This window comes from Halorussus halophilus (genome assembly GCF_008831545.1).
Classification (GTDB): domain Archaea; phylum Halobacteriota; class Halobacteria; order Halobacteriales; family Haladaptataceae; genus Halorussus; species Halorussus halophilus.
This window is the reverse complement of sequence record NZ_CP044523.1, coordinates 2,738,879-2,763,877: the sequence shown is the minus strand read 5'-3', so window position 1 is coordinate 2,763,877 and position 24,999 is coordinate 2,738,879. Positions and strand designations below refer to the sequence as shown.

Below are 24,999 nucleotides of genomic sequence, written 5' to 3'. Positions count from 1 at the left end.
CAGTTTCTCGTTCAGCCATCAGATTGCTGGCCCACAAAACTCCGTAGACTCGCATCCGTTTGGTCGTCTATATACTCACGAATCCGTTCTGCTCGCCAACCAAGAGGTGACAACACGCTCTCGGCCGCCCGAACCAACTCTCCAGCGTAGAATTCCGCGTCGTACGTCTCCGTTTCATTCACTAACGCGACGCGCTCACGCGACTGTTTGGAGTCATCTATCACGACAAACTCCACGGATTGGCCTGGGTGCAAGTCTCGGCCACCGTCCGAAGCTCGTTCCAATGCCGCGACCGTTCGCGTCGATTGCTGATACTCCTCTACGCGCTTTGAGGTGCGCGTCGTAATCGCCAGGGCCAATGGGTCAACCTCACCGCTTCGAAGCTCTTCGAGCGCGCGTTGAAGTCGATCACAAACTGCCTCCGGTGAGCGGTACTCGTCGAACGTCTCAATGAGTTCCTGTTGTACCTCGGCAATGAACTGCGGTGTGCTTCGCTGGCGACACTCCACCCCACGAAACTTGTACTCGCCATCGTCGCCAGCGAGCGACCCAAAGTATTTCGTCAGCGCGCCCGCCTTGGAGTTCCGCATGGGCACGAACGCCACCCACTCGTACTCCGCCTCGTACTCCAAGCGAATCCCAACATCGTCGGTGATCTCTGTGGCGAGGTCGCGTAGTGGTCGTTGGTCGTCGCCCTCGCGGGGTGTCACCCAGATACTGTCCACGATTCCATGCACGACACGCCACCCACCGCGCTCTAAGGCCAGCTTTGCGTCCAGTAGTATCTCGCGTGCGAACGCGTTGATTGCTTCGTGGCACTCGATGCGCCCGAACTTCGCATTACTGAACCCCTGATAGCCGAAACAGGAGACGAGAATCCACTTAATCGCATCTGACCGGCCCTCTAACTCCCGCAATCGCTCTTCGTCCTCGGTCTCTCGAATCTCGGCCTTGGTTTCGTCGCGGTCATCAATCAGCGGCTGGAGTACGTCCGGCAAGTACCCCCGGTCGTCACAGAGACTATAGCCGATTCCGGGGACGTCCTCACGCCCACTGTGGCACTCACACCGTATCTTCTCAGGGGAGATGTTTCGCGTGCAGATGATGTTCGGATATAACGACGAAAAATCGAGTTCGTGGACTTCCTCGTGAACGCCGACGTCCGGTGCGAACGTGAACCCGCCACGGTCGCCTTCGTGGAGTTGCCCCATCGTCTTGAATTTCTCCGGTCGCCACGCCTGCCACGGCACCAGCACGTCCCGCGAGAGCGCCTCCCGAATCTGGATTGCAGTGAGAACGTTCCCGATGGACGCCCACGCCAACTCCTGCAGGGGCTTCCGAGACCGTTCGACGAGGTCCAAACACCCGGAAAGATTCGTTTCGCCGAGGAAGAACGTGTTCGAACGGTCGATAATCACACGGCCCGGCACATTATATCGGGCGGCAGAATGCCCGACCCGGCCGTAGCTGGTGTACGTGGATTCGCCAGCGAGTTGCTGGAAGCCCGGTCGCCGTCCGAGTTGGAGGTCATAGCCGAAGCGGTTGGCTATCTGGTGCAGTTCTGCGAGAAGTTGGGCTGAATCCACAACCAGTACGTCCGGGTCGGCGCGCTCGATGCGTTCCGCGATAGTCGGCAGTGCCACGTCAGGCGACCGGCCTACCTGTTCGCCGCCGACTGTTAGTGGTGCGACCTCCGAGTCGCTGAATTCGTGAGCGTGGCCTTCGATTGCGAGCGTGGAGAGTTCACGAGAAGGGAGTGGTGAACAATCGGTTTCGAGGCAGTACCGGAACTCCCGGGAGAAATCCACATTATAGCAGCGGTACTCGCCGGGGTCACCCCACTCGTGCACCCAGCGGGCCATCCGCGACACTTCCTCAATGTCGCTCACGTCTACGCGAAGCATCTGTTCGTGGTCGTGTCGAAACCCCGGTCGTCACTCCTCGAAGGCTGTTCGAACGACGGTCGGAAACTGTTCAAGCACGTCCCGAGCGTTCGTAAGCGACTCGTCGTCTCCGTCGCCGACACCAACGTAGAAACTCGGGGTGTAATCTAGTACGCGCTCGCCAACCGCGCCGTCGTCGGTCAGCGACCACGCTACGACTTCGCCGTCGAGAAAATCGATTTTGTAGGACATCGGTCCTACGCGCCTGATTCCGTCGCTGGCGGGCTCTCTGCGCGCTCGCCTTCCAGTTCTGCTTCGAGGTCCTCGATACGCTGCTCTTGGGCGAGACAGATCGAGAACAAGATAGCGTTCATCGGATTCTGTGGGTTCAGATACCCGCCCGCGTCAGCGAACTGTCGGGCGTCCTCGAACAAGCGGTCGAATCGCTGTTTGTCCGGTCTTCGGAGTGCGCGTCGGTAGTCCTCCCAGTTGTCGTGTACCGACCGCAGGACGTCACGATACGTTGGATTAGTACGACCCATTCACAGCCACCTCCTGCGGTGTCTCGGTGGATGCCGTCTCGTATGCTGGCTGGCGGGCTTCCAGTACGCGTTGCCAGAACGCAATCGTTGTCTGGACGACGCCATTGCCCATCGGATAGACGAGCGTCTCGAACTCCTCAGAGGAGAAGCGTGGCCCGAACTTCGTCTGCTCGACAGTAATCGTCTCGTCGCTGGCCGCTGCAAGCGGGTCTGAGAACGAATCCGCCGTCGAGCGCGTCACGAGGACGGGAATGTCGTGACGACGAGCAAGTCCCGCGACCGTCGCCAACGCGCGGAGCATCAACTCGTCGCCTTCGTCAGCGTAGGTCTCAGTCTCACGGTAGAGGCGGTCAAGTTCGGGACAGACGACGAGCGACGTCTCCTCGTCAATCTGCTCTGGGAGTCGTTCAACGAGTCGATAGTGCTGGTGCGGCGTAAACCCGCGAGCGACGTGGATTCGGTCGAGCGTCCGCATACTCGGCGCGAGCGACGCAAGCGACTGCGTGACTGCGTGGCCGCCCGCGTCAACCCACACCGCACTTCCATCGTTTAGTAAGAGGTGATCGAGGACGAGCGAATGAAGTGGTCCCGTCACTCGGTCGTCTCCCTCCATGTCGAGAAGATGCACTCCTGACTGTAATTCTGGCAGCTCCGGTTCCGGCGACGTGTGGTGGCTCTCTCCCATAAATACGGTTTGTCTGGGTATCGGGTTAAGCGTCGGCGCGCGGCTTCCAGAAATTCCAGAACAAATGTCGTTCCCTGCGGATGTACGAAAGAAGGGCTGAAGTGCCGGAATTGATTCGTTTCCGGAAGTTGCCGGAACCGTGACTTGGCAGACCGAACGACTTCATTTGGACGACGTTTGTAAGTCGTTCGGTCACTGCCGAGACCACCGTGATATGTCCCCTTATCTGGATGTCGCACTTGGTTATGCTGTGGACCGGGAACGTATGCGTGGACGTTCTCCTGAGACTACTCTCGGTGCTGTGGAGCGGACATCAAACTGACAGCACCTTCACCGTCCATCGTACGCCCTAGTTCACGGAGACACTATGACTAACCAGAACTCCCACTCAACACAGTCGGATGACTCGTCCGATGAAGCATGCCTCCAGCGGACGTTCAACCCCGAAACAAGACGAGTGAGTGACGTGGTCGTCAGTAGTGTCGCGTCATTCACGCAGACTGAACCGACGGAACTCCCCGCCCTTGCAAACTTCGTTGACCCGGACGCACTGAACGCGCTCTTTCAGACGGAAGCGCATAATACGTCACGTCTCACAGAAGGCGAGGTTCGGTTCGAGTACAACAAGTACGTCGTTCGGGTTCAGTCCGAAGGGACGGTCACGCTCTACCAGCCCAGTCAAAATACGACTGAGTGACTGAACACTCACCCTATTCGAACCACCGATAGCCCCGTCTGAAGAGTGATTCGTTCACTCAAACCCACTGAACGTCTCCGAAACCGATCGATACGTCCTATTTCGACTCGTCCCCACGGCCTCGATTACGTCGTACTGATCCATCTTCGAGAGATAGTTTCGAACCGTCCGGTCAGACTTCGGGTCGTCCATGCGCTCTTGGTACTCCTCGTACAGTTCGCTCGGCGAAATCTCGTCGTATTCTTCGATAATCTCGTAGATGGTGTGCTGGTGGGGCGTCAGTGTGTCCACGTCTTTCTCGTGGCGCTCTACTCGGGCCTTCGGCATCGCGGATTCGACGACCTCGCTCGTAATCCCCTCGTCGTACTCACGGTGGGCTTGCCGGGCGGCTGTCCGGAGGATACTGATTGCGACTCTGGCATCGCCAGCGGCGGCATCCGCGATTCTCGCAAGCTGCTGCTCTCGAATCACGCCGTCTTTCAATCCGGCTTTCGCCCGCGCGTCGAGGATAGACACGAGTTCGTCCTGATGGTACCGCTCGAACGTGACGCGCTCGCATCCTCGTAGACGACTGGTCAGGCGGTCGTCAGCGGTGGCGAACAACTCTTCCTCGCGGTTTGCTATCAGTAGCATCGAGAACTGCGGGAGTTCGTGAAGATGATAGAGCAAGCGTTTGTCTTCGAGTTGGTCCACTTCGTCTAAGATGACGACGACTGGCGGGCCATCATATCGGCGGAGGCGGTCGAACAGTTCGTCGCGCGGCGTCGATTGCCGGTGAATATCGACGGTCTTGCCCAGGCCTTCGAGGATGCTGTAGAGGGTACGGAACTCGGAGAAGTTCTGCCAGCAGTTCACATACTGGTACTCCACGTCGAGGGTCTGTTCGCGGAGTTTCTCAGCGGTGTACTGTGCCAAACAGGTTTTGCCGACGCCAGACGGCCCGAGCAGAAGTGTGGTGTCGGCGGGGTTGCCGTCCGTGAGTGGGGACAGAATCTCGGTGAGGTGCGTGACCTCGGCGTCTCGATGCTCGACTTCGCTCGGGACAAATCCGGTGCGCAGGACACGAGCATCGGTAATCATATGTAGCGGTATCAGGTTGCTGGGACTTAAACACGAAGGCCCCGTTTCCGGAACTTCCAGAAAGGGTAGCACACAGTGGGTCTCGGGATCTATTTATCTGCTAATTCGCATACTCGTTCTCAATCCATTCAAGGATTTCGTCGTGCCCAACGATGCCCTCAGGCGCTCGCTCCTCGTCGACGAGGACTGGTTCTGGCATGTCACCCGAGAGGGCATCGATATCGGAATCGTCAGGTGGGAACTGATGGCCGTGGTACTCGATATTCCTGTCTTGGAGTGCATGGAGGATGTCGCCACAGCGACCGCATCGGTCATGAGTATAGATATTGACTTGCATCCGTTCACTTGTCCTCCAAAATATCAAGGTGTTGTCCGATTTCATTCGCTTCGTCTTTATACCCCCGTGGTCTGTCGTTCACGACGAGTAACACAGAACCAGTCGATAACGTTTCAATTTTCCACGCTGGAGCAGAGAACAGTCGATCTTTGCCGATTTTATCGATCATTGGCTTTGAGAAGATATTGAACCAGAATAGCCGTCGCGGATAACTCGATTCGATTGTCTTTTCCGGGAGTTCCACGTCGACTGAATCGAAATCCTCGACCGCACCATAGGCGTAGACAGGATCCGAAATCTCAGCGAGTGATCGCGCTACTTCCAGAAATTGAATTACTCGCTTCGTTATATCCGAATTATCTCCTTCCGTATGAGATCGGAATTGCGAGGACGATATTTTGAGACCAAAATGGGGTGTAGACGGTATCCGGTGTACGTCCCAATTCAATTTGAGGTCAAATCGGATGTCTTTATACCAAAATTCGATGCCACCCTCTTGATCTGAAGCTAGTCTATTAATAGCCGAGTCTGTCTCGATATTCTTCGGAGCTCTTTCTAGGTCACCGGAATGATATTTAACGATATCAGTTCGGCCATTCTGTTTCGTCGTACACCCAATTTCGAAGCAGTTCTTGAGTATCTCTTTTACGAACTTCTCGTTAAATGCATCCTCGAATAGATACCACACTTGTAAGAAATCATGTACCATTTGTTGTTCCTCTGTTAGGTGTTATCTGCACCTTCTGTGAACTGAATCTCTATCTCCGCTCCGTATTCATCTTTTACTATTTCTTCCCAGTGTGAAGCAAATTCGTTTTGTCGTGACGACCCCACAGAAAAGTCTTTAATGACGTACGTTATAGATGTTCCATCTAGTGTACGTTTGCTATTGCTGTTTTTATAGGCAGTGACTGCATCCACTTTGTTGTCTACATCGTCAAATTGGCTCCTTCCTAACTGGGACCATTCAGAATTCTTGACTTCTATCACATCACCGTTTTCAAGCACTATATCCAGTTCACCTATTTCACCTTCACTACCCACATCATGACTCATAAGGCGAACTCGCTCTGATCCGTATTCGGCCGCGACTCTCGTTTCATAAATGGGACCATCAACATCGCCATTAACTCCTTGCGTAGCAATGTCCTGAATGACATTTTCGAACCCGTCTTCGTCTTTAACCTCCGTAGCATCGTTCGCAAACTGTCCCACTTCGTCCGCCGTCATTTGTCCATCAGCAACCCTATCAGCAAGAACTTCTCGGGCCTCTGGCGAATGTGCTGTATCAAGTCGGAGCAGTTGCTCGAGGCTAGTTTGATCTAATTCTTCAATTAATTTGGCTCCAGTCCCATCTGTGTCTGCAAGGAGTTGGTTGGCAGCTTTGCGTTCAGAAAGGTCAAGCGAGTCTAACCTTCTGACGACGAGTTCCACATCGCCCGTGGACACATCGACATTGTCAGATCTCCACGCATTAACGAGCGCACGCTGGGAGTCAGCATCCAGTTGGTGGAACTGTTTGAATGCCCGGTCATCCAGACTGCTCGCCATTTCCACGCCGTATCTGCCAGTCTGAGCGTAGACGCGCTTCGAAGACCCTTCGTTTACGTCTAACCGCTCCAACCGTGCATCGAACTGCTCCGCATCGACATCCGCGTCTATCACGGCGTCTTCATATTGGTCCTGCTCGACCTCGCTCAACTCCGCACAGCCACCGCCAGCACGCTCGAAGGTCCCGACGCCACCGCCACACGCCTTCTTGAACAGCGCGTCGAAGTCCTCGTCGTCCATCCACCGCAGGGTGGTTGCACCCTCGTCGCCGTGGCGGGCGAGATAGTCGGTTACGCGGTCGCGCTCGGTTTTCGAGAGGTCGTCCGTATCGACGTCACCTTTCCGTGAGAGTCTCCAGAGCCGATACGTTGCGCCAGCCGATTTCGCCCGGCGAAGCACTGGTCCTGTCGCTTTCTTCCCGCCGCGTGCGAGTCCTACCGCGACGCGAGTTTTCCCACGGTCGTATGGACTCTTGATGCGCATCGCGGTCTGTCCAGCACGAGTGGATTTTGCGAAGTCCTCTATCGCTTCGACCGTTTTCGTCCCTTTGAGAGCTTTTGCGGCTTGCGCACCGTAGAGTGTCTTCACGATGAAACCACCCGCATAGCCACTGTACCACGCTCGGCGGTACTCCTGATAATGCTTGGTTCCTTTCGAATAGGGGTTGTTCGTTTTCTGTTTATCTTTGAGACTCTCCGCCATCGCATTGATGAACATGTCTAGCAACCCTGACTCGTCGAGCAGTTCGATCACCGAGACAAGTCCAGTGATGAAGCCAAGTGGGTTCTCAGCGAACGCCTTCACCGACTGAATAGTGCTACCGATGCTCGCTTGGAAGCCCGAACATGCGCCAAACCCATTGGCGAACACGCCATCAGAGCTGTTCTTGATTGCCCCATAATAATAGCGAGTAGTCGAACTAGTTCGAGACTTGGCACTCAGTCCACAGTCATTCGCGCGACGGAGACCGACCGCAGTTTCGGAATTTCCGTGGCGGTCTGTCGCCGTGATTTCGACCTTCGCACCAGACAACCCGCCACCGCCGTACAGTTCGCTAAACGAGGCGTTATGACGACTAACGAACTTCCACGGTCGACTCGAATATTTTTGGTTCCCGTTTTTCGTGACGGTGGTTTTCTTCACCGTACTTGGATCAACCGCATAGTAGACCAGCACGTACTCGATTTTCGTTCCGTTCTCACGGGACCGATAGCCAGTTTTTGCTAACCGAATATCCGGCGCCCGATAATCGAAGAGTGTCGGGTCAGCGCCGATAGAAGGCTCTCGACCGTCGATGAGTCCGTCATCGTCGCTGTCAGGGTCCTTCGGGTCGGTTTTGTAGAGCCACTCTTCTCGGTCAGTTAGACCGTCGTCGTCCCCGTCAGCTTCGAGTGGATCAGTCTTCACCCTATCCTGGGTCAATGCCTCCTGTTTTTCACTGGGAGACTGCGCGTTGAGATAGGTGAGAGACGCTTGCCGGTCCTGAGTCACACTCAGACGGTACGAGTTTCGAACTTCCTGCTCGTCGTCTAACCCGTCTTGGTCTGTATCCCGAACAGTCGGGTTGCTCCACAACTGCTGGTAGACGTGTCCGTGAACTTTCTCGCGTCCACGAATTTCGTAACTGTCACTGAGTCCATCGCCATCAGTATCGGCTAACCTTGGGTCCGTATCGAGACACTGGCCAGTCCCATCTCGAAGCCCACAGGTACCGCGCTCAACAGCGTCGTACAGGCCATCTCCGTCGGTGTCGTACCCGATTTTGAGCGCGTTGATTTCGAACGTCGCACGGCCGACAGTCACGACCTTAATCGTGACCTTTTCGCCCGCGAACTGCGAGACGTCTTGTTCGACTGCTTCGAAGCCACCAGCTTTGTCGCCTTCACCGCCGGGGATGACCGCTTGTGCCCCTAAGTTACGGCTGCGGATATTCTCCGTGCTGAATCCTTCGACGGTGTTTTCTTCGCCGTAGACTTCGACTCGGTTGTCGTTCGGTCCGATGACAACGAGTTTTGCAATCGACCGCTTGCTTACGGCGTTAGCCTTCGCAATCGTACCGACAGTGATGGTGTCTGCGTCCCTGAGTGTAACCGTTCGTTCGAGGCTCGAGTTTCGTGGACAGCCGTTAGATTTCCAGCCTGGGAATTCTGGGCAACTGTCGTAGTAGTTTCTGGTGTCGTCCGAGTCGTCGTTGATGGGACAGCCGTCGGAGCCCATCCCTGGTTCAGTCGGACAGTCGTCGTAGTAGTCCTGTGTGCTGTCACTGTCGCTGTGTTCGGCACAGCCTTGGTCGGTGCCTTTCGTGTTGTCACAGTCGTCGTAGTAGTCGTTGTAGCCGTCTCCGTCGGTGTCGGTTGGACAACCGTCGCCTTCTCCTTCTCTGGTATCACAATCGTCGACGTAGTCTCGGATTCCGTCGTTGTCGCTGTGTTTGGAACAGCCGTCGGACGCTTCACCAGGCTTTCCTGGGCAGTCGTCGTTTCGGTCGTAGGTTCCATCGCCGTCGGAATCCTCTTTCGAATCGTGGGTCGTAACTTCCTTCTCCGTGGTCTGCTCGGTGGTCGTCGAGCATTCATCGTCGCCACAACTACCACCGCCTCTCGGCAGGGTCGGAGCAAAGCTAGCATTATGTGATTCGTTTTCGGTGGTTTTGTTGGCGTCTCCTTTCCAGTCTGTGTCGTTACGTAGCGAGCGGTTCACCGACCCGACAACGACAGTCGAATTTCGCTCGTTGTCGTCGGAGTCGCTCCGGAGCGCGAAGGAGCTAACACTGTCAGTGGAGTCAATCTGAGCGGAAACGTCACCTGTGCGCTGCCAGTCGCTGAGATTGCTGAAGTTCTCGGTATTCGACCACTTCGAGGGGAGTGACTCGTTGAATCGTGATTCCCACTTCTGGGAGTCAAGGACTGTGTACGAGGAGAAGTGCGGTGTCGTAGCCGTCACGGTGTCGTTCGCGGCGTCCACCGTCGAGTTCACCGGCACGAACGTTTGGAGCGTCTCATTGTATCGGTACGCGCCGAGCCCAGATTCGTTCGTGTTCCCGACCTTCGATTCGTTGTATGGGAGGGTGATGTTCGCGTTCGTGAAGTTGGCTTTCGCTTCGAACTCGTAGACGTTTGACGCGCTCACGTTCCGGACACTGTCGGTCTCTAGAATCGCTTTCGAACTGTTGTTGACCGAGACCGTCGCCGCAACGTTCCCTTCACCAGTCACGTTGACCGTAACGCCAGTCTCGTTGTCCGTCTTCCCGGTGGTGAACGTCTCGTTTCCGTCGAGAATTCCGTCACCGTCCGTATCCGCGACCGTTGGGTCGGTCGGGAGGTCGAGTTCTTCGCTGTCGTTGAGGCCGTCGTCATCCGTGTCGATCACCAGTGGGTCGGTTCCGTATTCTTCGATCTCTGCAGCGTCCGAGAGTCCTTCGCCGTCGGTGTCCGAACGGTTTGGGTGCGTTCCGAGCTTCTGCTCGCGCTCCGTGTCGAGATCGTCACCGTCGAAGTCCTCACGACCGTCAGCAATCGAGTCGTTGTCCGTATGGGCTGTTCGGGGATCAAGTAGTTCGTACTGCAGTTCGTAGCCGTCGTCGAGTCCATCACCGTCGGTGTCGTTGTCGAACGGATCCGTTCCTATCGCGTACTCGTAGTAGGTCGCTAACCCGTCGGCATCGAAGTCCTCCGTTCCGTCACTGATGTTGTTGCCAGCCTCGTCCGATGCCGTCCGTGTCGAGTTACTGTCTGCTATCGTGGGGTCAGTCTTCGACTTATTCAGCTCCGTGCTGTCGTTCAACGCGTCGGCGTCGGTATCGGGGTTCGTCGGGTCCGTACCATGCTCGTGGACTTCTGGACCGTCCCAAATCGTGTCGTTATCTGTGTCTCGGTTGAGCGGGTCGCTCGCGTACTCGATGACTTCCAGTCCGTCTTCGAGGCCATCGTCGTCGGTGTCGTTGTTGAATGGGTCTGTCTTGTTGGCGATTTCCGGTCCGTCGAGCAACTGGTCGGTGTCAGTGTCGTTGTCGAGCGGGTCCGTCCCATATCTCCAGATTTCGATTCCGTCGGTCAGATTGTCTGTGTCGGTATCGGCCTTCGTCGGGTCGGTGCCGTACTCGTGGACTTCAGGCCCGTCAGTAACGTTGTCTCCGTCGGTGTCCACGACGAGCGGGTTCGTGCTGTAGTTGTGGACTTCAGGACCATCAGTCAGATTGTCGGCGTCTGTGTCCGGAACGAGCGGTTCGGTGTCGTGTTCCTTGATTTCCAGGCCGTCCTTCAGATTGTCGTTGTCCGAGTCAGGGTTGAGTGGACTCGTTGCGTACCGTTTGACCTCTGCGCCGTCACTGAGTCCGTCGTCGTCGGTGTCGCTGACGAGCGGGTTGGTATTCTGCTCGTGGACCTCGGCACCGTCACTGAGTCCGTCGCCGTCCGTATCAGCGTCGAGTGGTTCCGTTCCGTACTTTCTGACTTCCTCGCCATCAGTGAGACCGTCACCGTCGGTATCAGGATTGGTGGGTTCGGTCCCATACTGGTCTACTTCAGCTCCGTCGCTGAGGTTGTCATTGTCGGTATCCGCTTCGTGGGGGTGTGTCCCGTGTGATTGTTCGCGGTAGTTGTCTAACCCGTCGTCTTCGAAGTCTTCGCTTGCGTCCGAAATCCTGTCTCGATCAGTATCGGTGAGATGCGGGTCAAGATAGTTGTATTGCAACTCAAAGCCGTCGCGGAGTCGGTCGTCGTCGGTGTCTGGGTCGAGTGGGTCGATGGCCGCGTCGAACTCTTCGCTGTTAGTTGCACCGTCACTGTCGAGGTCCTCCTCACCATCCTGCACGGCATTGTTCGACTCGTCTGGGTTGGTAAGGCTGGAGTCGCTGTCCGGATACAGTGGCTCCATCTCGACGACTGTCTCGTTGCCGTCCTGAATCGCGTCCCCGTCAGTGTCTGGGTCAAGCGGGTCTGTCTCGTACTCTTGGATCTCGACGGCGTCGTTCAACCGGTCGTCATCAGTGTCAGTATCCAGTGGATCTGTGTTGTATTCGTGGACTTCGGGTCCGTCCTGTAGGCCTTCACCGTCCGTGTCCGCGACCAGGGGTTTCGTCTCGTGGTCGTGAACTTCGGGGCCGTCTTCGAGGCCATCGCTATCCGTATCGACTACGAGCGGGTCCGTACCGTAGTCCAGAACCTCCGAACCATCGTCGAGACGGTCTTTGTCGGTGTCCGCAGCGAGTGGGTCAGTGTCGTGCTTCCAGAGTTCCTGGGAGTCAGACAGTCGGTCGTCATCAGTGTCTGGCTTGAGGGGGTTCGTTTCGAACTCTTCGACCTCTTCGGCGTCAGTCAATCCTTCATTGTCGGTGTCTGGGTCGAGGGGGTCTGTTTCGTGTTGATGGACTTCTGGTCCATCTTCGAGCCCTTCCCCATCTGTGTCAGGATTGAGCGGATTCGTTTGGTGAGTATTGACTTCGGGACCATCTTCGAGTCCGTCGCCGTCCGAGTCGGCGTTCAGCGGGTCGGTGCCATATATGTGAACTTCCTCGCTGTCATTCAATCCGTCACTGTCGGTGTCGTTGTCGAGGGGGTCCGTGCCGTAGACGTGGACTTCCGCGCTATCGTTGAGTCCTTCGCTGTCGGTGTCCGTATCGAGTGGGTCGGTTCCGTACTGTCGAACCTCCTCACTGTCGTTCAGGCCCTCACCGTCGGTGTCGTTATCCAACGGGTCGGTCCCGTATTTGTTGACTTCGGGTCCATCCAGGAGTCGGTCGTCGTCGGTGTCAGGGTCGAGCGGTTCGGTCCCGTACCTATCTATTTCGGGACCGTCTTCGAGGCCGTCGTTATCGGTGTCTGGGTCGTTTGGATTCGTGCTATAATTCTGTTCACGAATATTGGTCAAGCCGTCCGATTCGAGGTCCTCTTGAGCGTCAGAAGTTCCATTTCCGTCCGTGTCCGAATTGATGGGGCTAATGTTCTCGTATCGAATTTCGAAGCCGTCACGGAGACGGTCGTCGTCGGTATCTGAATCGAGTGGGTCCGAATCTGCACCCTGCTCCTGATAGTTCGTCGCGTTGTCTGTATCGAAGTCTTCGCGGTCGTCGGGCGTCGTATTCGCCGATTCGTTTGCGATCGTCTTACTAGAGTCGCTGTTGGCATCGAGCGGATTCGTATAAGCACGCCGGTGTTCGAAGTGGTCTCGGAGTCGGTCGCGGTCTAATTGGAGGGTGTCGTTGTCATGTTGGACGATAGTCGGATAGTCGGTGGTCTTCGTCTCACCGAGGTTCGTTCCGGGGTCGGTGGCAGTCACGATGATCTCGTGAGGACGGTCGGTGAGTGAGACGGTCGCCACGAACGTCGCGTTCGACCCCGGTTTAGTGGGTCTGGAGACGGCGACGACGCGCGGTTCGCCATCGACTGTTAGCGTGACGTTCGTCAGGTCGTGCGTGCGAACGTCGAAAACGCGACCCCGGATTGTCCGTTCAATCGACCCATTGTATCGAGGGTCGCTCCGAGAGGTGATGGTGACGCGGGGATCGACCGCTCGGTCCATGATGTCGAGCGCTCGTTGGGCGTGAATCCACGCTTCACGGTACTGAGCGATTGCACCGGCTGGGTTGCCGTTCGCTCGTAATTTCTCGGCGCGGTCGAGTGCCGCAGAAGCGTTCTGGATTTCGCCACTGGCCGCCGTATCGTCGTGGGCGATGCCTCGTTGTCGAAGTGTTTCTCGCACGCGCCGTGCGTCACCGAGTGCAGTTTCTGCGAGTCGTTTGTCCGAATCAGCGAGGAGTTGCGTTACTGTCGGTGCGTGAGATTGGACAGATGCAGCAACTCGCTTGTCCGCTTCGAACACGCTCGCATTGACGATGCGGTTCTCGTCGATAAACTTCGGAAGCGTGGCGTTCAGGGTGTTGAGTCGCTTCTGCTTGACACCACTATTTCGACTGTTCGTGTCGGCAGATGGTTTGCTGGCGCTTGCTGCACCGCTTTCCCCCTGCTGCCCACGACCCCTCTGCTTGCCTTTCCCCTTCTTCTTCCCCTTTCCTTTGCCACGCTTTCTCCCCCGTTCTATCGTAGTCTGAGTTGTCGAAGTTGTGGTAGCAGTTTGGAACGTCTCAGTTGCGGTCTTATTCTGAACTGTTGTTCTAGTAGTTTGTTTGGACTTGCCCGGTTTGTTGGGTGCTCCAGTTAGAGTGGCGTTAGTGAGGGTATCTATTGCATCCTGTTTGAGGTTAAGGGCTTTTGGTCGCGTTTCATCTGTTGTCGTGTGGGTATCGGTTTGCTCGCCAACCAGCGTCTCGACTGTTGCCGATGTATCTGGTGAGAAGGAGACGGCTGGAGTGACAGATGCGCTTATGAGGAGGACTGCAAAGAAGACCGATAAGATCTGCCCAAATCTACTCATTGAAGCAATAATACCAACATCATGATTTAAATTTTTATATAGGTATTATATCTGATAATCAACGGCATGAGTGCCTAAAAACAACGAAACCCGTATATGAGGTGTTTATCGTGAGTGGCTTTCTCATCACCGCTAATCGGCGGGATGTACTTTTAGATCGCCTTGCAGTATGCGAGAATCACCACTACTTGAAACGTATCGTATGGTTCAGAAACAGATCGCTGCGGCGAGGTTCGACCATGCTATAGAAGGAGAAGGATGCGGGATGCCACTCTGGATAGCTATCTTCAAGCCTGTCAAACGGGACATCAAGTGCTTGAAGGACTTCGGAGAGAGACTGGCTTCTTCGAATTCGGTGAATACTGACAGATAATAGTCGTGGATACTACACTCTTCGAGGGATACAAACCGACGCTAATCCGGTGAATTAACGGAGCAAAGTGTGTGTTACTCTCTGATTTCGGACGATGAGATTTTGATGTGAGGGCGGCGGTTATGAGATGGTAGGGGAGTACGTTTTGTGGGGCGTAGGCACCTATTTCGTGGGTTCTTTGGGCGTTTGGCTGTTGTGGGGTAGATACTCATAGATTACATCGCTCCCTCGTTCCGGTCCCCGAATCCGAATTCGCCGTAACATCCCCGGATTCGTCCGTGAAATCGGGCGTTTCGCGGAATTAAGGCACGCGGTTCGAACCTCAATCTCGAAGGGCTGAATATCACGTTCTAAACGGCTCTTTCGTCCGTACTCGGTGGATGGTGCGTCTGAGCTGTAACTGCCGAGCTGCTTACTCCTACGCTCTGCCCGTGAATTAATATCGTTACAGACCGCTGCAGTCTCGTGGTTTCCCGGAATCAACTCCGGTTTCTATCTCTCTTCTTATTAACTCTTGGATTGGGTTCTCAGCGCCTCTCTCACCACTTCTCAACCCCACTCGTCCCGACCCGTCACTCGTACTGGCACCGTTCTCCGTCTCTACTACTACAAACCGTCTTCACAGCTATTCTCTCGGTGAATACTCGGAGTGTTGGCGAACGCTATGACCGCTAGGAACTCTCTGGAGCGATGAGAATCTCTGAAACCGCGTTTTGTGGGGTGTCACGCCGGATTCACGGCTATGATTCAGCCAGGGTAACACGTCTGCTGGCTGGAAATATGCTGAAGTAGGTCGGGTTCATTTACAAACCAATCTCAGTGCCCTCAAACACCACTCCGACCCCGCCTCTCCGCTCGGAACTACCAAAATCGCTCTGTGAGTACGACCACTGGGTGTGTTGGCGTGAACAAACCCGGAAGAACAACACAAAACCCACGAAAGTCCCAGTGAACCCGGAGACAGGGCAGTTCGCATCCACGACGAAGCAAGAAACATGGAGTGACTTTGAGACCGCGCGCGCCTATGCTTCTGGGGATAATTCGGCGAGGGGTCTCGGGTTCGTGTTCAGCGAGAACGACCCTTTCGTGGGGGTTGACCTCGACGACGCCCGAGACCCCGAAACTGAGACGCCAATGGAGTGGGCGGACTCGATTATTGAGCATCTTGAGTCCTACACCGAAATTAGTCCATCCGGAACTGGGTATCACGTCCTCATCGAAGGCGAACTCCCACCGGGACGGAACCGACGCGGGGACGTGGAACTCTATGAGACCGCGCGCTTTTTCACCGTCACCGGCAACCACGTCACTAGCACGCCCCGGACTATCGAATCGCGGAGCGACGGCCTCCGTACTGTGTACTCAGAACACGTTGCAGACGAACCGGAGTCTGCAGACCAATCCTCGTTGGGGGATCACGAGACGACTGACGAACCGGATTCAACGCTCAGCCTTTCGGACGAGGACTTGCTGGAACGCGCACGTGAGGCGTCGAACGGGGAGAAGTTCGAGCGCCTCTGGCGTGGCGACACCTCAGGATATGATAGTCACTCGGAAGCGGATATGGCGCTTGCGTGCCTGCTCGCGTTCTGGACGGGCGGCGACACCACCCAAATGGGCCGCCTCTTCGAACAATCCGGACTCCACCGCGAGAAATGGGACACCCAACATTATGGGGATGGGAGTACGTACGGCGAGAAAACACTCGCCCGTGCTGTGAGTGTGACCACTGACTCCTACTCACCACCAGCACAGACCGATTCAGCAGCAACTGATGCCGACGCACCCGAACCAATACCGGAGCCGGAACCGGAACCGGAGGCTGTCGAAGTAGCGGAGATTGAAGAGGAAAGTGAGGAGTCGAATGTGAACCTAGAAGGCAACTCACCGGAACGCATGAAAGACGGTGAGACGGCTTTTGGGCTGTCGGTTGCATCTGGGGACCTCCACGAGCGAGAACGCGCCCGAATCAAGACCATCCTCGAGCTTGAGGAGCAACTCCGTGAATTGGAAGCTGAGAACGAGCGGCTTCGAGACGAACGCGATATTGCACGAGCGACCCAATCCAGGCTCGAAGACGAACTTACAGCAGAATCTGACACACAAACGGGCTTTTTCGCGTCGCTCCGTGGATTCTTCTCGAAGAAAGCTGAGTAAGACGCTCTTCGATTCTATCCAATAGGTCTGGGCAGGGAGTCAGAGGTGCCGTGTGGCTATCCGGTCGATGAATTCCTTTCGGTGCCAGCTGAGTACTCCAGTCGCGATACCGAGAAGGAATCCTACGAAGTGTGAGAGCGTGTTCGTCCCACCCTCAAACGGTGGGAACGACAGGAGGCTTTGGACACCCCAGGACGCGACAAACGACCCCACGAGTAGGAACCCACCAACAAGGTACGCTCCGCGAAGCCTCCCTTCTTCAACGCAGTCGACGTGCGACAGTGAGAGTAGAAGTCACCCAATCTCGGGTGGCTCGACCTCGAGCAGTGAATCTCGGAGATACCGGAGCGTATGAATCTCCGTACACCCCGGCGCGTCCAAAGTGAAAATTTGGGGTGCTGAGGACTCACTATAGGACTTCGCAACCCGGACCTTCCCTGTCGGCGGGTCGTTCAACGCACTCAAGACCTTGTGTGCGCCTTCTCGGTTCTCCACAATCCAGATCGCGTCCTCCGGGTCAAGTTCAGCCATCTTATCATAGTCTTCGGGGACTGCCCGCAGCGTATCATTGTTCGAGCGCTCAGCCTCAACGACGACTCGGACTTCGCCCTCGCTGTCGAGGCCCGCGACGTCCAACCGATGGCCGTCATCGAGTTCATAATAGGGAACGACGTCTACCACCGAGGACTCGGCGTTCGTTTCGTATGCTGTTTCGACGTACTGGCGGCCGAACGCAACCATCACACGATGGAGTGTGGACTCCCCAAGATCCCCAACCCCGTGCCCATAGGAGACGCCCTCGCGGTGAGCAACCTGAATCTCACTTCGACCCTTAGCAGTCACCGTGTACAATCGGTGTGGGTGGTCACAATCAATACGCAGTAGCTCATCATCGAGGAGTTCCTGGAGGTCCTCACTCTCGATGCCGACGTACTCCTGTAAGCGAAGCATCGTATCCCAGCGTGGGTCGTACTCGTATTCTGGGTCGTACTCGAACTGATGCGCACTATAGACGGCCTGCAGGAAACAAAGCTGGCGGTCAGAATACTCGCTCTCCCTACGCTCTGATTCTGAAAGCATCAATCCAACATCAGAGATCGGAATCTTATCGCGATCCACCCGAGCGAGACTCGAACAACACTCAATCCCCCGGAGAATACCAGATAACGAGGCAGTGTATCGGTTCTCGCATTCTCCGCAGACGATAGCGTGCAGGTCTCCGTCATACGTGATGCACTTCGGAAGCCGCTTCGTGTATGGTAACGCCGAATCCACACGCGCACTCGAAAGGTCCTCGGTCGTTTCGCTTTCCGCCGTCGTCTCGGTACTCTCAGTAGCCGTCGTCGTGGTTTCTGATTGGTCGTCGGTGACGAGGTCGAGGCCATGATCCAGCCGAGAGCGGTCCCGGACGACGTCGAAGAGCGCGTTGAACGCAACCCGCGCCATCTCCGAGAGCGGGTCATCGCTCTCCGGATGCCCAGATGGGAGTGGCGCAGATTCGAGTAAGAATGGCCGTGGCTCAGGCTCACCGAAAGCTGCGGGCAAGCGGACGAACCACTGGCCCCGCCGGAGCGCACGCAACCGATTCCCGACTTCCCTTGGTGGCATCTCTTCGGTGGCGAGCTTCTTCTCTAAATCAGGGTCCACCGCAACATTTCCTGTGACAATCGTCGAAACGTTATTCAGGATCTCCGCGTACGCCTCTGAATCCGCTTCTCTCACTTGGGCAGGGAACTGCATCGCCAGCGTCACCGACAACCCGAATCCACGAGATTGGGATAGTAAATCCGTCATCAATCCTGAGGCCGCAACGTCCGCCGCCTCCTCCAAGTACAGATTCACTAATGGGAGGTCGTCTTGAGTAGTCGTCGGCGACCCCCCGTTTTTCATGTAGAGACCGTAGCGTCGACGCAGCGCCGTCCAGAGATTCGACAAGAGCGCAAGCGTGAATCCGTTTCTGCTTTTGGATCGAAGTTGACTCGTATCCACGACCACGACTGCATCCTCATCCAGCACCTCGAAAAAATCAAAGTAGGGGTCGTCGCTACCGTCCTCGAGATTTGGCACGTGATTGAATAGCCGAGCAAGTCGATAGTCCAGTGGGATTTTCTCGATCCGATTCTGCACGCCCTGCATGACTTCGGTGAACGACCGCTTACTATTCGTCACCACCCCACCCAACAGCACAGCAAGGTCCTCATCACTCACCGAGGGTGCATCCCGCGTCTCTTTCATCCGCGTTGTCGCCTCCTGGAGTTCCCGATGTGAGAAGGCATCCGAACCATGTACGGGGTCGAAGAGCGCTTTCACGAGATACCGAATGATGTCCGGGGAGCGAACTGCACTCTCGAAGTTCTCACGACCCATAATCCCAACCAGTATCTCGATATAGTGGTCCACGACATCTTGGACGGCGGTCTCGCGGTCCACGCCCGCGGCAAGCTGTGGCCTGATATCGAAGAACGAGAGCGCAGGCAAGACCTCCGAGCACTCGAAATAATAGACGTTGTCGAGCGTGCCATACTTCGCGTAGTGAGCGCGCAAATACTCGACTGGCATGCCGTCACCCTTCGGGTCGATCAGAATCGAGGGGCCGCGCGTCGCCGCATGATTCTCCAGCATTCCCGTCGTAACGCCCGTGGATTTCCCTGATCCGGTCTTCCCGAACCACGCGACGTGCAAGGGTTGCAGTGACGGTGGGAGCGAGACCGGACTCGATTCAGGACGACCGTCCTGCGTCAACGGGACTCCAAGTGTGAGTCCCTGTTGTCGATACCGTGCGAGCCGCTCTTGGGGTGGCCGTGGAATAACCGTTTGCTCGCCGGGCGTGAGACCGAGGGCGCGTTCGGCGTTCGTCGAAAGCGTACTCCCTCCTAGGAGACAGAAACTCGGGACTTCATCATGCGCCGCCACAATCTCCGGACTTACTCGACCCCGACCAGGGAGTTTTGAGCTGAGTCCCGTGGTCATCTGTTGGAATTCTCGGCCAGTGATTGCGTCAAGTAGGTCGAGTGCCTGTGACTTTCGTGGTGGCTCAGACGCACAGAGGGCCTCGTAGTGTGTGTTCGCGCCTATCCGGTAGTCTCGCCCACTTACTGGTGTGAACGCTGTCGAGAGCGAATCCACGGTCCGTTTCGCTTTCCCTGCACTCTGGGCGGTGGTCGCCGCCCGAACATTCACCGAAAACCCATGATGCGTATCCCGGTCTTCGAGCGCATCAAGTCGCCGTTGGTTCTCCGGCGCAACTGGTTGCTCACTCGCACTCTCTGTGGAATAGGACTCTTTTGGAGCGAACAGCTTGGTGATGAGCTTCCCAATAAAGGACTCTTCGTTCTTCTTCAAACGGCGTTGACGGACGCCTGCCTCCGTCATCCAATCCGGCTTCGGTTGTAATAGGACTTGGAAGACGACTGGCGTGTCTGTGGTAGCGAGCGTTTCCGCTACGGACGCCAGTGGCGGACGCGCCGACGACTGCTCAGTATGGAACTCATCGAAGGGCGTGAGCCGCGTCTGCCAATCCGCACGCCGCTTCCCCCGCCCAACGAACTCAACACCAGCAAGATGGCGTTCGTCGTCCGACCCCTCCGCGTCAGTGTGAAGTAGCGAGTCGGGGATGTCGAGTACGGACGCCGGATCAAAGGTACATTGTTCGAATTCGTAGCGGTCAGGGAAGAGGCCCCGAAGCAGGGTTTCAAGCGATGTGAGATCCGGGTCTCCTTCTAAATCTTCGTCGTGAAGCCCAACATAGTACTCAATACCGTCGCTACTCGCAACGAGTACCCATTCGATTGTTCGCGGTGTGAGCGGGTCGCCTGACCGTCGCTTTCGCCACGACCGGTCATCGAACGGCTCAGCGAGACTATGAAGTCGCTGAATCTGGCTTGGAATCGCGTCCACGCTAATTCGGTCTGATGTCGGTTGAATACGAACGTACCGGCGTGCTGGGGCTCTTTCATCAGGCGAATCCGTAGGATTTCTCGTAGGGGCAAGTGACGTAATACTCTGCGCTCACACCCCGACACGATAATTGCTCGTGAGCGCAAGCAGGAAAGTAAGCCTCTGGAATATAAGACTAGAGACACTCCACGCCATAGTCAGCAACCTCGAAAGCCCCCGACTGCTCGCGGTCGCTCGGACGACATCTCCGCGCAACCGCACACGGAGAGGGGGTCGCCGAGCCGATCACGCGATACGCGAGCAGTCGGCCCCTTTCAACCCCACCCGTGGACTCCTCACTACTCAGAGCCATCCTAGAGTGATGTGTCCGTACTGGACGTTCGGTCTCCAATCAACTTGCTTGGGTCGGTGCGGAGAGAGTTCGTTTCGTCTGTTCCAGTCGTCTCCAGGCGTTCTCCGAACACGCGGAGAGTACATTTCGTCTGTTCTTCGTTCACACACCCAGCCCACACACTCACCACTCCGTCGGCGAGACAGAGAGTACGTTTCGTCTGTTCTCACACCTACGTCCAGCAACACTCGTCCCATCCACCCCCGATATCACTGACACCCCGTACCGTGAGTATGACTTTCATACGCTGACCGACCATCTCCGAGCAGATTGGGAGACGCCTTGGCTGTGGTCTCCGTGAGCACGGAACCACGAGACAGTACATTTCGTCTGTTCTCTCGCCACCGAAAACGCCCCAGAAACACGGGGGAGCGACCAATATAGGACATATTCAGATCTATAGGGTCGTCTCCTCGCTGCGCACACAGAGAGAGTACATTTCGTCTGTTCTCACAACCAATCTGGAGTCGCCACCAGCAATCCACAACCACCCCACATATCGAGTTTATATCTTTGCGTAGCGGCAAACACGCTCTTCGAGCGGTATAAGCCCATATGACGTAGTATTACTCACGAAATGTACTCTCACTGTATTACTTATAAACAGTGAACAGACGAAACCGAAGTACATGGGTTTTAAGCGGGCTCGGTTTGAGGTCGAGAACGAACAATGGGCGGGCTGTTTAGCGACGTCACAGACACCATCTTCCTAGAGAAGGAAGTCCTCGATGAAGAGTACCAGCCAGACGAAATCCTCGAACGCGAAGACGAAATCAACGAATACAAATCCGCATTCACGGACGTCCTGTTCGGCCGGAACCCCTCGAACGTCATGCTGTACGGAAAAGCAGGTGTGGGCAAGACCGCGGTCACACGATACGTCCTCGAAGAACTCAAAACCGAGACTGAGGACCGCGAGGACGCAGACGACCTCTACGTCCACCGCCACAATTGTAATGGGGATACGATGTTCAGTGCGGTGCGCACCCTCGTAAATGGTCTTCTGCCCGAGGAGAGCGCGCAATTCCCGAAGAAAGGTCTGTCTCGGGCGGACGCGCTCGAAGAATTCTACGCGCAACTCGAACGCCTTGGGGGCACCCATCTCGTCGTCCTCGACGAAATCGACCACCTCCAGGACGCAAACGAACTCCTCTATGAGTTGCCGCGAGCCCGTGCGAACGACTACATCACCAGCGCCCGCATCGGCATCATCGGCATCAGTAACAACTACACGTTCCGCCAACACCTCTCCGCGAAAGTCCAGGACGCCCTCAAAGAAGAAGAAATCTCATTCAGCACCTACGACGCGAACGAACTCCGAGCCATCCTCCATACTCGCGCCGAGAAAGCACTCTCCGAGGAAAGCTACTCGGATAGCGCGATCGCGAAAGCCGCGGCCGTCGCGGGCCGTGACACCGGGAGCGCCCGCCAAGCCATCGACTTACTGCGGAAGGGCGCGGAAATCGCCGAAGAAAACGACGAACCCAGAGTCAAAGACGACCACATCGAGCTTGCACGGGAAGCCGTCAAACGCGGCCGCCTCCAAGACAAAATCAAAGACCAATCACTGCACGCTCGACTCGTCCTCGAAGCGGTCGCGAAACTCGACCACGTCGGGGAGACTCCTGCTCGCTCGAAAGCCATCATGAAAACATATCGCCGGGTCGCCAGAAAACGCGCCGAAGAACCCCTTACGACACTCAAAAGCATCCAGAACCACTTGAGTGACCTCTACATGCTCGGATTCTTACTGCGGAGCGAGGAGAACGAAGGCCGGAAAGGCGGCTCCTATCACGAATACGACCTCGACATGGACGCCAACGTCGTCTTCGAAGTCTGCGACCAACTCGACAACGAAGACGCCGTCTAGCAATAACGTCTCGTTCGTTAGGACTTTTCGCGCTGTTGGAGTTCCCATTCGACGGCCGAGTTCGGTACTCAGCAGCCAGGACGTGATCCGTCTGCAGGACGTTCACTCCCCTCTATGGAGCTAGCCTTTATTCCGGAACCACTGTGCGAGTTGCTGACTGAACGCGTCATAGACTCCAAGCCCGGTTTGGAGGGTTTCGTACACCTGGCTATACTCTACCTTGCCGTACTCGTGAGCCAGTACGTTTCTGAACCCGATAGCGGCAACGAGCGTGTTCATCGTCTCCTCATCGATTACTCCCTCCTGGCCCAGAACTCGAAGCGCTTCCTTGGACGCGCTCCCCTCGAAGTCAAAATCGTTCGTCGCGACGTGTTGGGCGAGGTCAGAACACGCCTGAATCGCGTTCTCGAACATCCGTTCCACCGCGCGTTGCTCGGTGGTCTCTCTGAGAAAGTCCGCACGAGAGAGCGACCGTTGTTTCGCCTTCAGTTCCCCGTGGTACTGTTCGATCTGTTCGAGTTTCTTCGAGACAACGCGCTCGTCAGCCATGCAGGCCGTCCTCTGCAATACGATCAATCACGCGCTGTTGCTGATCGCGAATATCATCGCGTTGATCTTCGAACGAAGCCTCGATATCAGCCTTGAACCGTCGGAATGCCTCTTTGTTGCCACAGAGGACATCGCCGTTGACGGCATCGTGGGCCACCCCAATCGGAAGCGTCTCGATGTCAGAAATGTCGACGAACGGAGCATCCTCTCGTTGCAGGTCACCCGAGAGGAAACACCGCTTCCGGAAGCGCTCATGCGACGACAGCGTATCGCTGAATTTGACCGCGAGATCGATATCGGACGATGGACGTGCGTCACCCGTGAGTTGCGATCCGAACACCACTACAAACTCGATGTCCGGATCATGACAGAGCGACTCCGAAAGACCGGCGAGGACTTGTGAACGCCCATCAGTCGTGTCCATACGCTACATATTGGCGTATCGGCACAAAAGAATTCCGCCCTTCAGCATCAACCACTCCACATTATCCTCCCACTCGTCTTCTCCCGTGAGATCCGCTGACGCGAGCCAAAGCGTCTGTGAGTTGCTGGGGATGCAGTCTCTATGGCTTCTTTCGAGAGCCCCCGACTGCTCGCGGCCATTCTGCATCAACCACTCGACGTATTCGTCCTACTCGGCTCTTCCTCAGAGTTACTCGGAGACAGTGCAGAGAGTCTCCATATCGGCGACGAGTTCCTGAGTTCGGGAGTGGAGCGCGTCGATGTCCTCCTCAAGTTCGTTGTACCCATAGTCCGCTTGCTGGCGAAGCTCAGAGAGCTTGCTGAAAAATCGGCCATCCCGTCGTGGGGCGTCGCCGACCGAGATGATTTCGGAGCCGAACAGGGAGAGCACGCCACCGTGGGACGTGGGCTCGAATCCGCGGTCGTAAAGGGCTGCTTGGACGGAGTGAAACGCGGGGTAGTAGAGACGATTTATCACTGCGGGTCTGAAAGATCGGCGTCTCGCGCTTTCGTGGCATCATCGAGGGCTTGGCGTGCCTGTTGGAGTTCCCGTTCGACGGACGGGTTTGTGTCGTCAGCAGGCATACGAGCGTCCTTCAGTGACGACGTTCCGGATGAACGGGTTTCCCTCCCGCTGGTAGCGCTCGAACGTGGCTTCCGAAAGGATGTGGAGTTCGACGACGGGACCGTACTCAATCATCACATCTAGAGCGATATCGCGGAGCGAATCAGCGATCGTCTCGCGGTCGGTTTTGGTGTCATCGCCGAGGACGACGAGGACGTCAACGTCGCTTGAGCGTCCGTGGGCGTCGCCGTGGACGGTGGAACCGAACACGTACAGCTCAGTGATCTCATCGCCGTGACGGGACCGCGCGCGGTCGACGAACGCCGCCGCTGCATCAGTGTGGGCATCGGCGGGGAGGGACTCATGCGCAGCCTCATCGTTCATACACGAAGATACGTGCTTCGGTGTCATTTATATTTCCCCTGCGGAGTGCCACTAGAGGGGCGAAGACTTCTCTCTCACAGTCTTTCGAGGTGACCCACGGAATTCCGACAACTCTGGCACGCTCAACAGCTCCGACTCGCCGTGGTCCTCATCCCATGGCGGTCCTTACACCGGAAGACCCAATTCTTCGTCTGCCGAGCGTTCT

13 protein-coding genes and 1 pseudogene are annotated in these 24,999 nt (G+C 56.2%); 3 read left to right on the top strand and 11 right to left on the bottom strand.

Annotated features, from left to right (window positions below; all coding sequences use genetic code 11):
• Positions 1–11 precede the first annotated feature (11 nt).
• From F7R90_RS13655 to F7R90_RS13645, 3 genes and pseudogenes are all read right to left on the bottom strand, one after another.
• A pseudogene (locus tag F7R90_RS13655) lies at positions 12–2,135 on the bottom strand (type B DNA-directed DNA polymerase).
• 5 nt (positions 2,136–2,140) lie between these two features.
• Positions 2,141–2,425 (bottom strand): hypothetical protein, encoded by a 285-nt coding sequence (locus tag F7R90_RS13650; RefSeq protein WP_158057968.1) that lies wholly within the window; start codon positions 2,423–2,425, stop codon positions 2,141–2,143.
• Positions 2,412–3,110, bottom strand: coding sequence for a P-loop NTPase family protein (locus F7R90_RS13645; RefSeq protein ID WP_158057967.1), 699 nt, complete (start codon positions 3,108–3,110; stop codon positions 2,412–2,414). Before F7R90_RS13645 ends, F7R90_RS13650 begins: the two co-directional genes overlap by 14 nt.
• 367 nt (positions 3,111–3,477) lie before the next feature.
• Between F7R90_RS13645 and F7R90_RS13640 the strand changes: the two genes are divergently transcribed.
• Entirely contained in the window at positions 3,478–3,807 is a 330-nt protein-coding gene (locus F7R90_RS13640; protein ID WP_192498316.1) for a HalOD1 output domain-containing protein, read from the top strand.
• Positions 3,808–3,861: 54 nt separating this feature from the next.
• Here the strand turns inward: F7R90_RS13640 and F7R90_RS13635 are convergent, their stop codons facing one another.
• The 3 genes from F7R90_RS13635 to F7R90_RS13625 form a co-directional block, all read right to left on the bottom strand.
• On the bottom strand, positions 3,862–4,887 hold the full coding sequence (locus F7R90_RS13635) for a Cdc6/Cdc18 family protein (RefSeq protein ID WP_158057965.1): 1,026 nt from the start codon (positions 4,885–4,887) through the stop codon (positions 3,862–3,864).
• Between the two features lie 100 nt (positions 4,888–4,987).
• Entirely contained in the window at positions 4,988–5,224 is a 237-nt protein-coding gene (locus F7R90_RS13630) for a hypothetical protein (protein WP_158057964.1), read from the bottom strand.
• Between the two features lie 723 nt (positions 5,225–5,947).
• Entirely contained in the window at positions 5,948–13,594 is a 7,647-nt protein-coding gene (locus tag F7R90_RS13625) for a hypothetical protein (RefSeq protein WP_158057963.1), read from the bottom strand.
• 2,011 nt (positions 13,595–15,605) lie between these two features.
• Here F7R90_RS13625 and F7R90_RS13620 point away from each other — a divergent pair.
• The gene (locus F7R90_RS13620) at positions 15,606–16,676 is read left to right on the top strand and encodes a phage NrS-1 polymerase family protein (RefSeq protein WP_225741177.1); all 1,071 of its coding nucleotides are present in this window, start codon (positions 15,606–15,608) and stop codon (positions 16,674–16,676) included.
• A gap of 294 nt (positions 16,677–16,970) precedes the next feature.
• Here the strand turns inward: F7R90_RS13620 and F7R90_RS13615 are convergent, their stop codons facing one another.
• Positions 16,971–20,573, bottom strand: coding sequence for an ATP-binding protein (locus tag F7R90_RS13615; protein ID WP_225741176.1), 3,603 nt, complete (start codon positions 20,571–20,573; stop codon positions 16,971–16,973).
• 1,061 nt (positions 20,574–21,634) lie between these two features.
• On the opposite strand from F7R90_RS13615, the gene F7R90_RS13610 reads away from it, so the two are divergent.
• Entirely contained in the window at positions 21,635–22,834 is a 1,200-nt protein-coding gene (locus F7R90_RS13610) for a Cdc6/Cdc18 family protein (protein ID WP_158057960.1), read from the top strand.
• A gap of 120 nt (positions 22,835–22,954) precedes the next feature.
• Here F7R90_RS13610 and hepT read toward each other — a convergent pair whose 3' ends face one another.
• The 4 genes from hepT to F7R90_RS13590 all read right to left on the bottom strand — a co-directional run bounded on the left by hepT (position 22,955) and on the right by F7R90_RS13590 (position 24,794).
• The gene (gene hepT, locus F7R90_RS13605) at positions 22,955–23,383 is read right to left on the bottom strand and encodes a type VII toxin-antitoxin system HepT family RNase toxin (RefSeq protein WP_158057959.1); all 429 of its coding nucleotides are present in this window, start codon (positions 23,381–23,383) and stop codon (positions 22,955–22,957) included.
• Positions 23,376–23,807, bottom strand: coding sequence for a type VII toxin-antitoxin system MntA family adenylyltransferase antitoxin (gene mntA / locus F7R90_RS13600; RefSeq protein ID WP_158057958.1), 432 nt, complete (start codon positions 23,805–23,807; stop codon positions 23,376–23,378). Before mntA ends, hepT begins: the two co-directional genes overlap by 8 nt.
• Before the next feature lie 228 nt (positions 23,808–24,035).
• On the bottom strand, positions 24,036–24,323 hold the full coding sequence (locus tag F7R90_RS13595) for a HEPN domain-containing protein (protein WP_225741175.1): 288 nt from the start codon (positions 24,321–24,323) through the stop codon (positions 24,036–24,038).
• Positions 24,324–24,419: 96 nt separating this feature from the next.
• Positions 24,420–24,794, bottom strand: a complete 375-nt coding sequence (locus F7R90_RS13590) for a nucleotidyltransferase domain-containing protein (RefSeq protein WP_158057957.1) — start codon at positions 24,792–24,794, stop codon at positions 24,420–24,422.
• Positions 24,795–24,999: the final 205 nt, after the last annotated feature.

What these genes read in the sequence shown, in the direction of transcription:
- F7R90_RS13610 (WP_158057960.1), top strand. Translation starts at nt 21,635, where the DNA reads ATGGGCGGGCTGTTTAGCGACGTCACAGACACCATCTTCCTAGAGAAG.
- F7R90_RS13590 (WP_158057957.1), bottom strand. Translation starts at nt 24,794, where the DNA reads ATGAACGATGAGGCTGCGCATGAGTCCCTCCCCGCCGATGCCCACACT.
- F7R90_RS13635 (WP_158057965.1), bottom strand. Translation starts at nt 4,887, where the DNA reads ATGATTACCGATGCTCGTGTCCTGCGCACCGGATTTGTCCCGAGCGAA.
- F7R90_RS13645 (WP_158057967.1), bottom strand. Translation starts at nt 3,110, where the DNA reads ATGGGAGAGAGCCACCACACGTCGCCGGAACCGGAGCTGCCAGAATTA.
- F7R90_RS13650 (WP_158057968.1), bottom strand. Translation starts at nt 2,425, where the DNA reads ATGGGTCGTACTAATCCAACGTATCGTGACGTCCTGCGGTCGGTACAC.
- hepT (WP_158057959.1), bottom strand. Translation starts at nt 23,383, where the DNA reads ATGGCTGACGAGCGCGTTGTCTCGAAGAAACTCGAACAGATCGAACAG.
- F7R90_RS13630 (WP_158057964.1), bottom strand. Translation starts at nt 5,224, where the DNA reads ATGCAAGTCAATATCTATACTCATGACCGATGCGGTCGCTGTGGCGAC.
- F7R90_RS13640 (WP_192498316.1), top strand. Translation starts at nt 3,478, where the DNA reads ATGACTAACCAGAACTCCCACTCAACACAGTCGGATGACTCGTCCGAT.
- mntA (WP_158057958.1), bottom strand. Translation starts at nt 23,807, where the DNA reads ATGGACACGACTGATGGGCGTTCACAAGTCCTCGCCGGTCTTTCGGAG.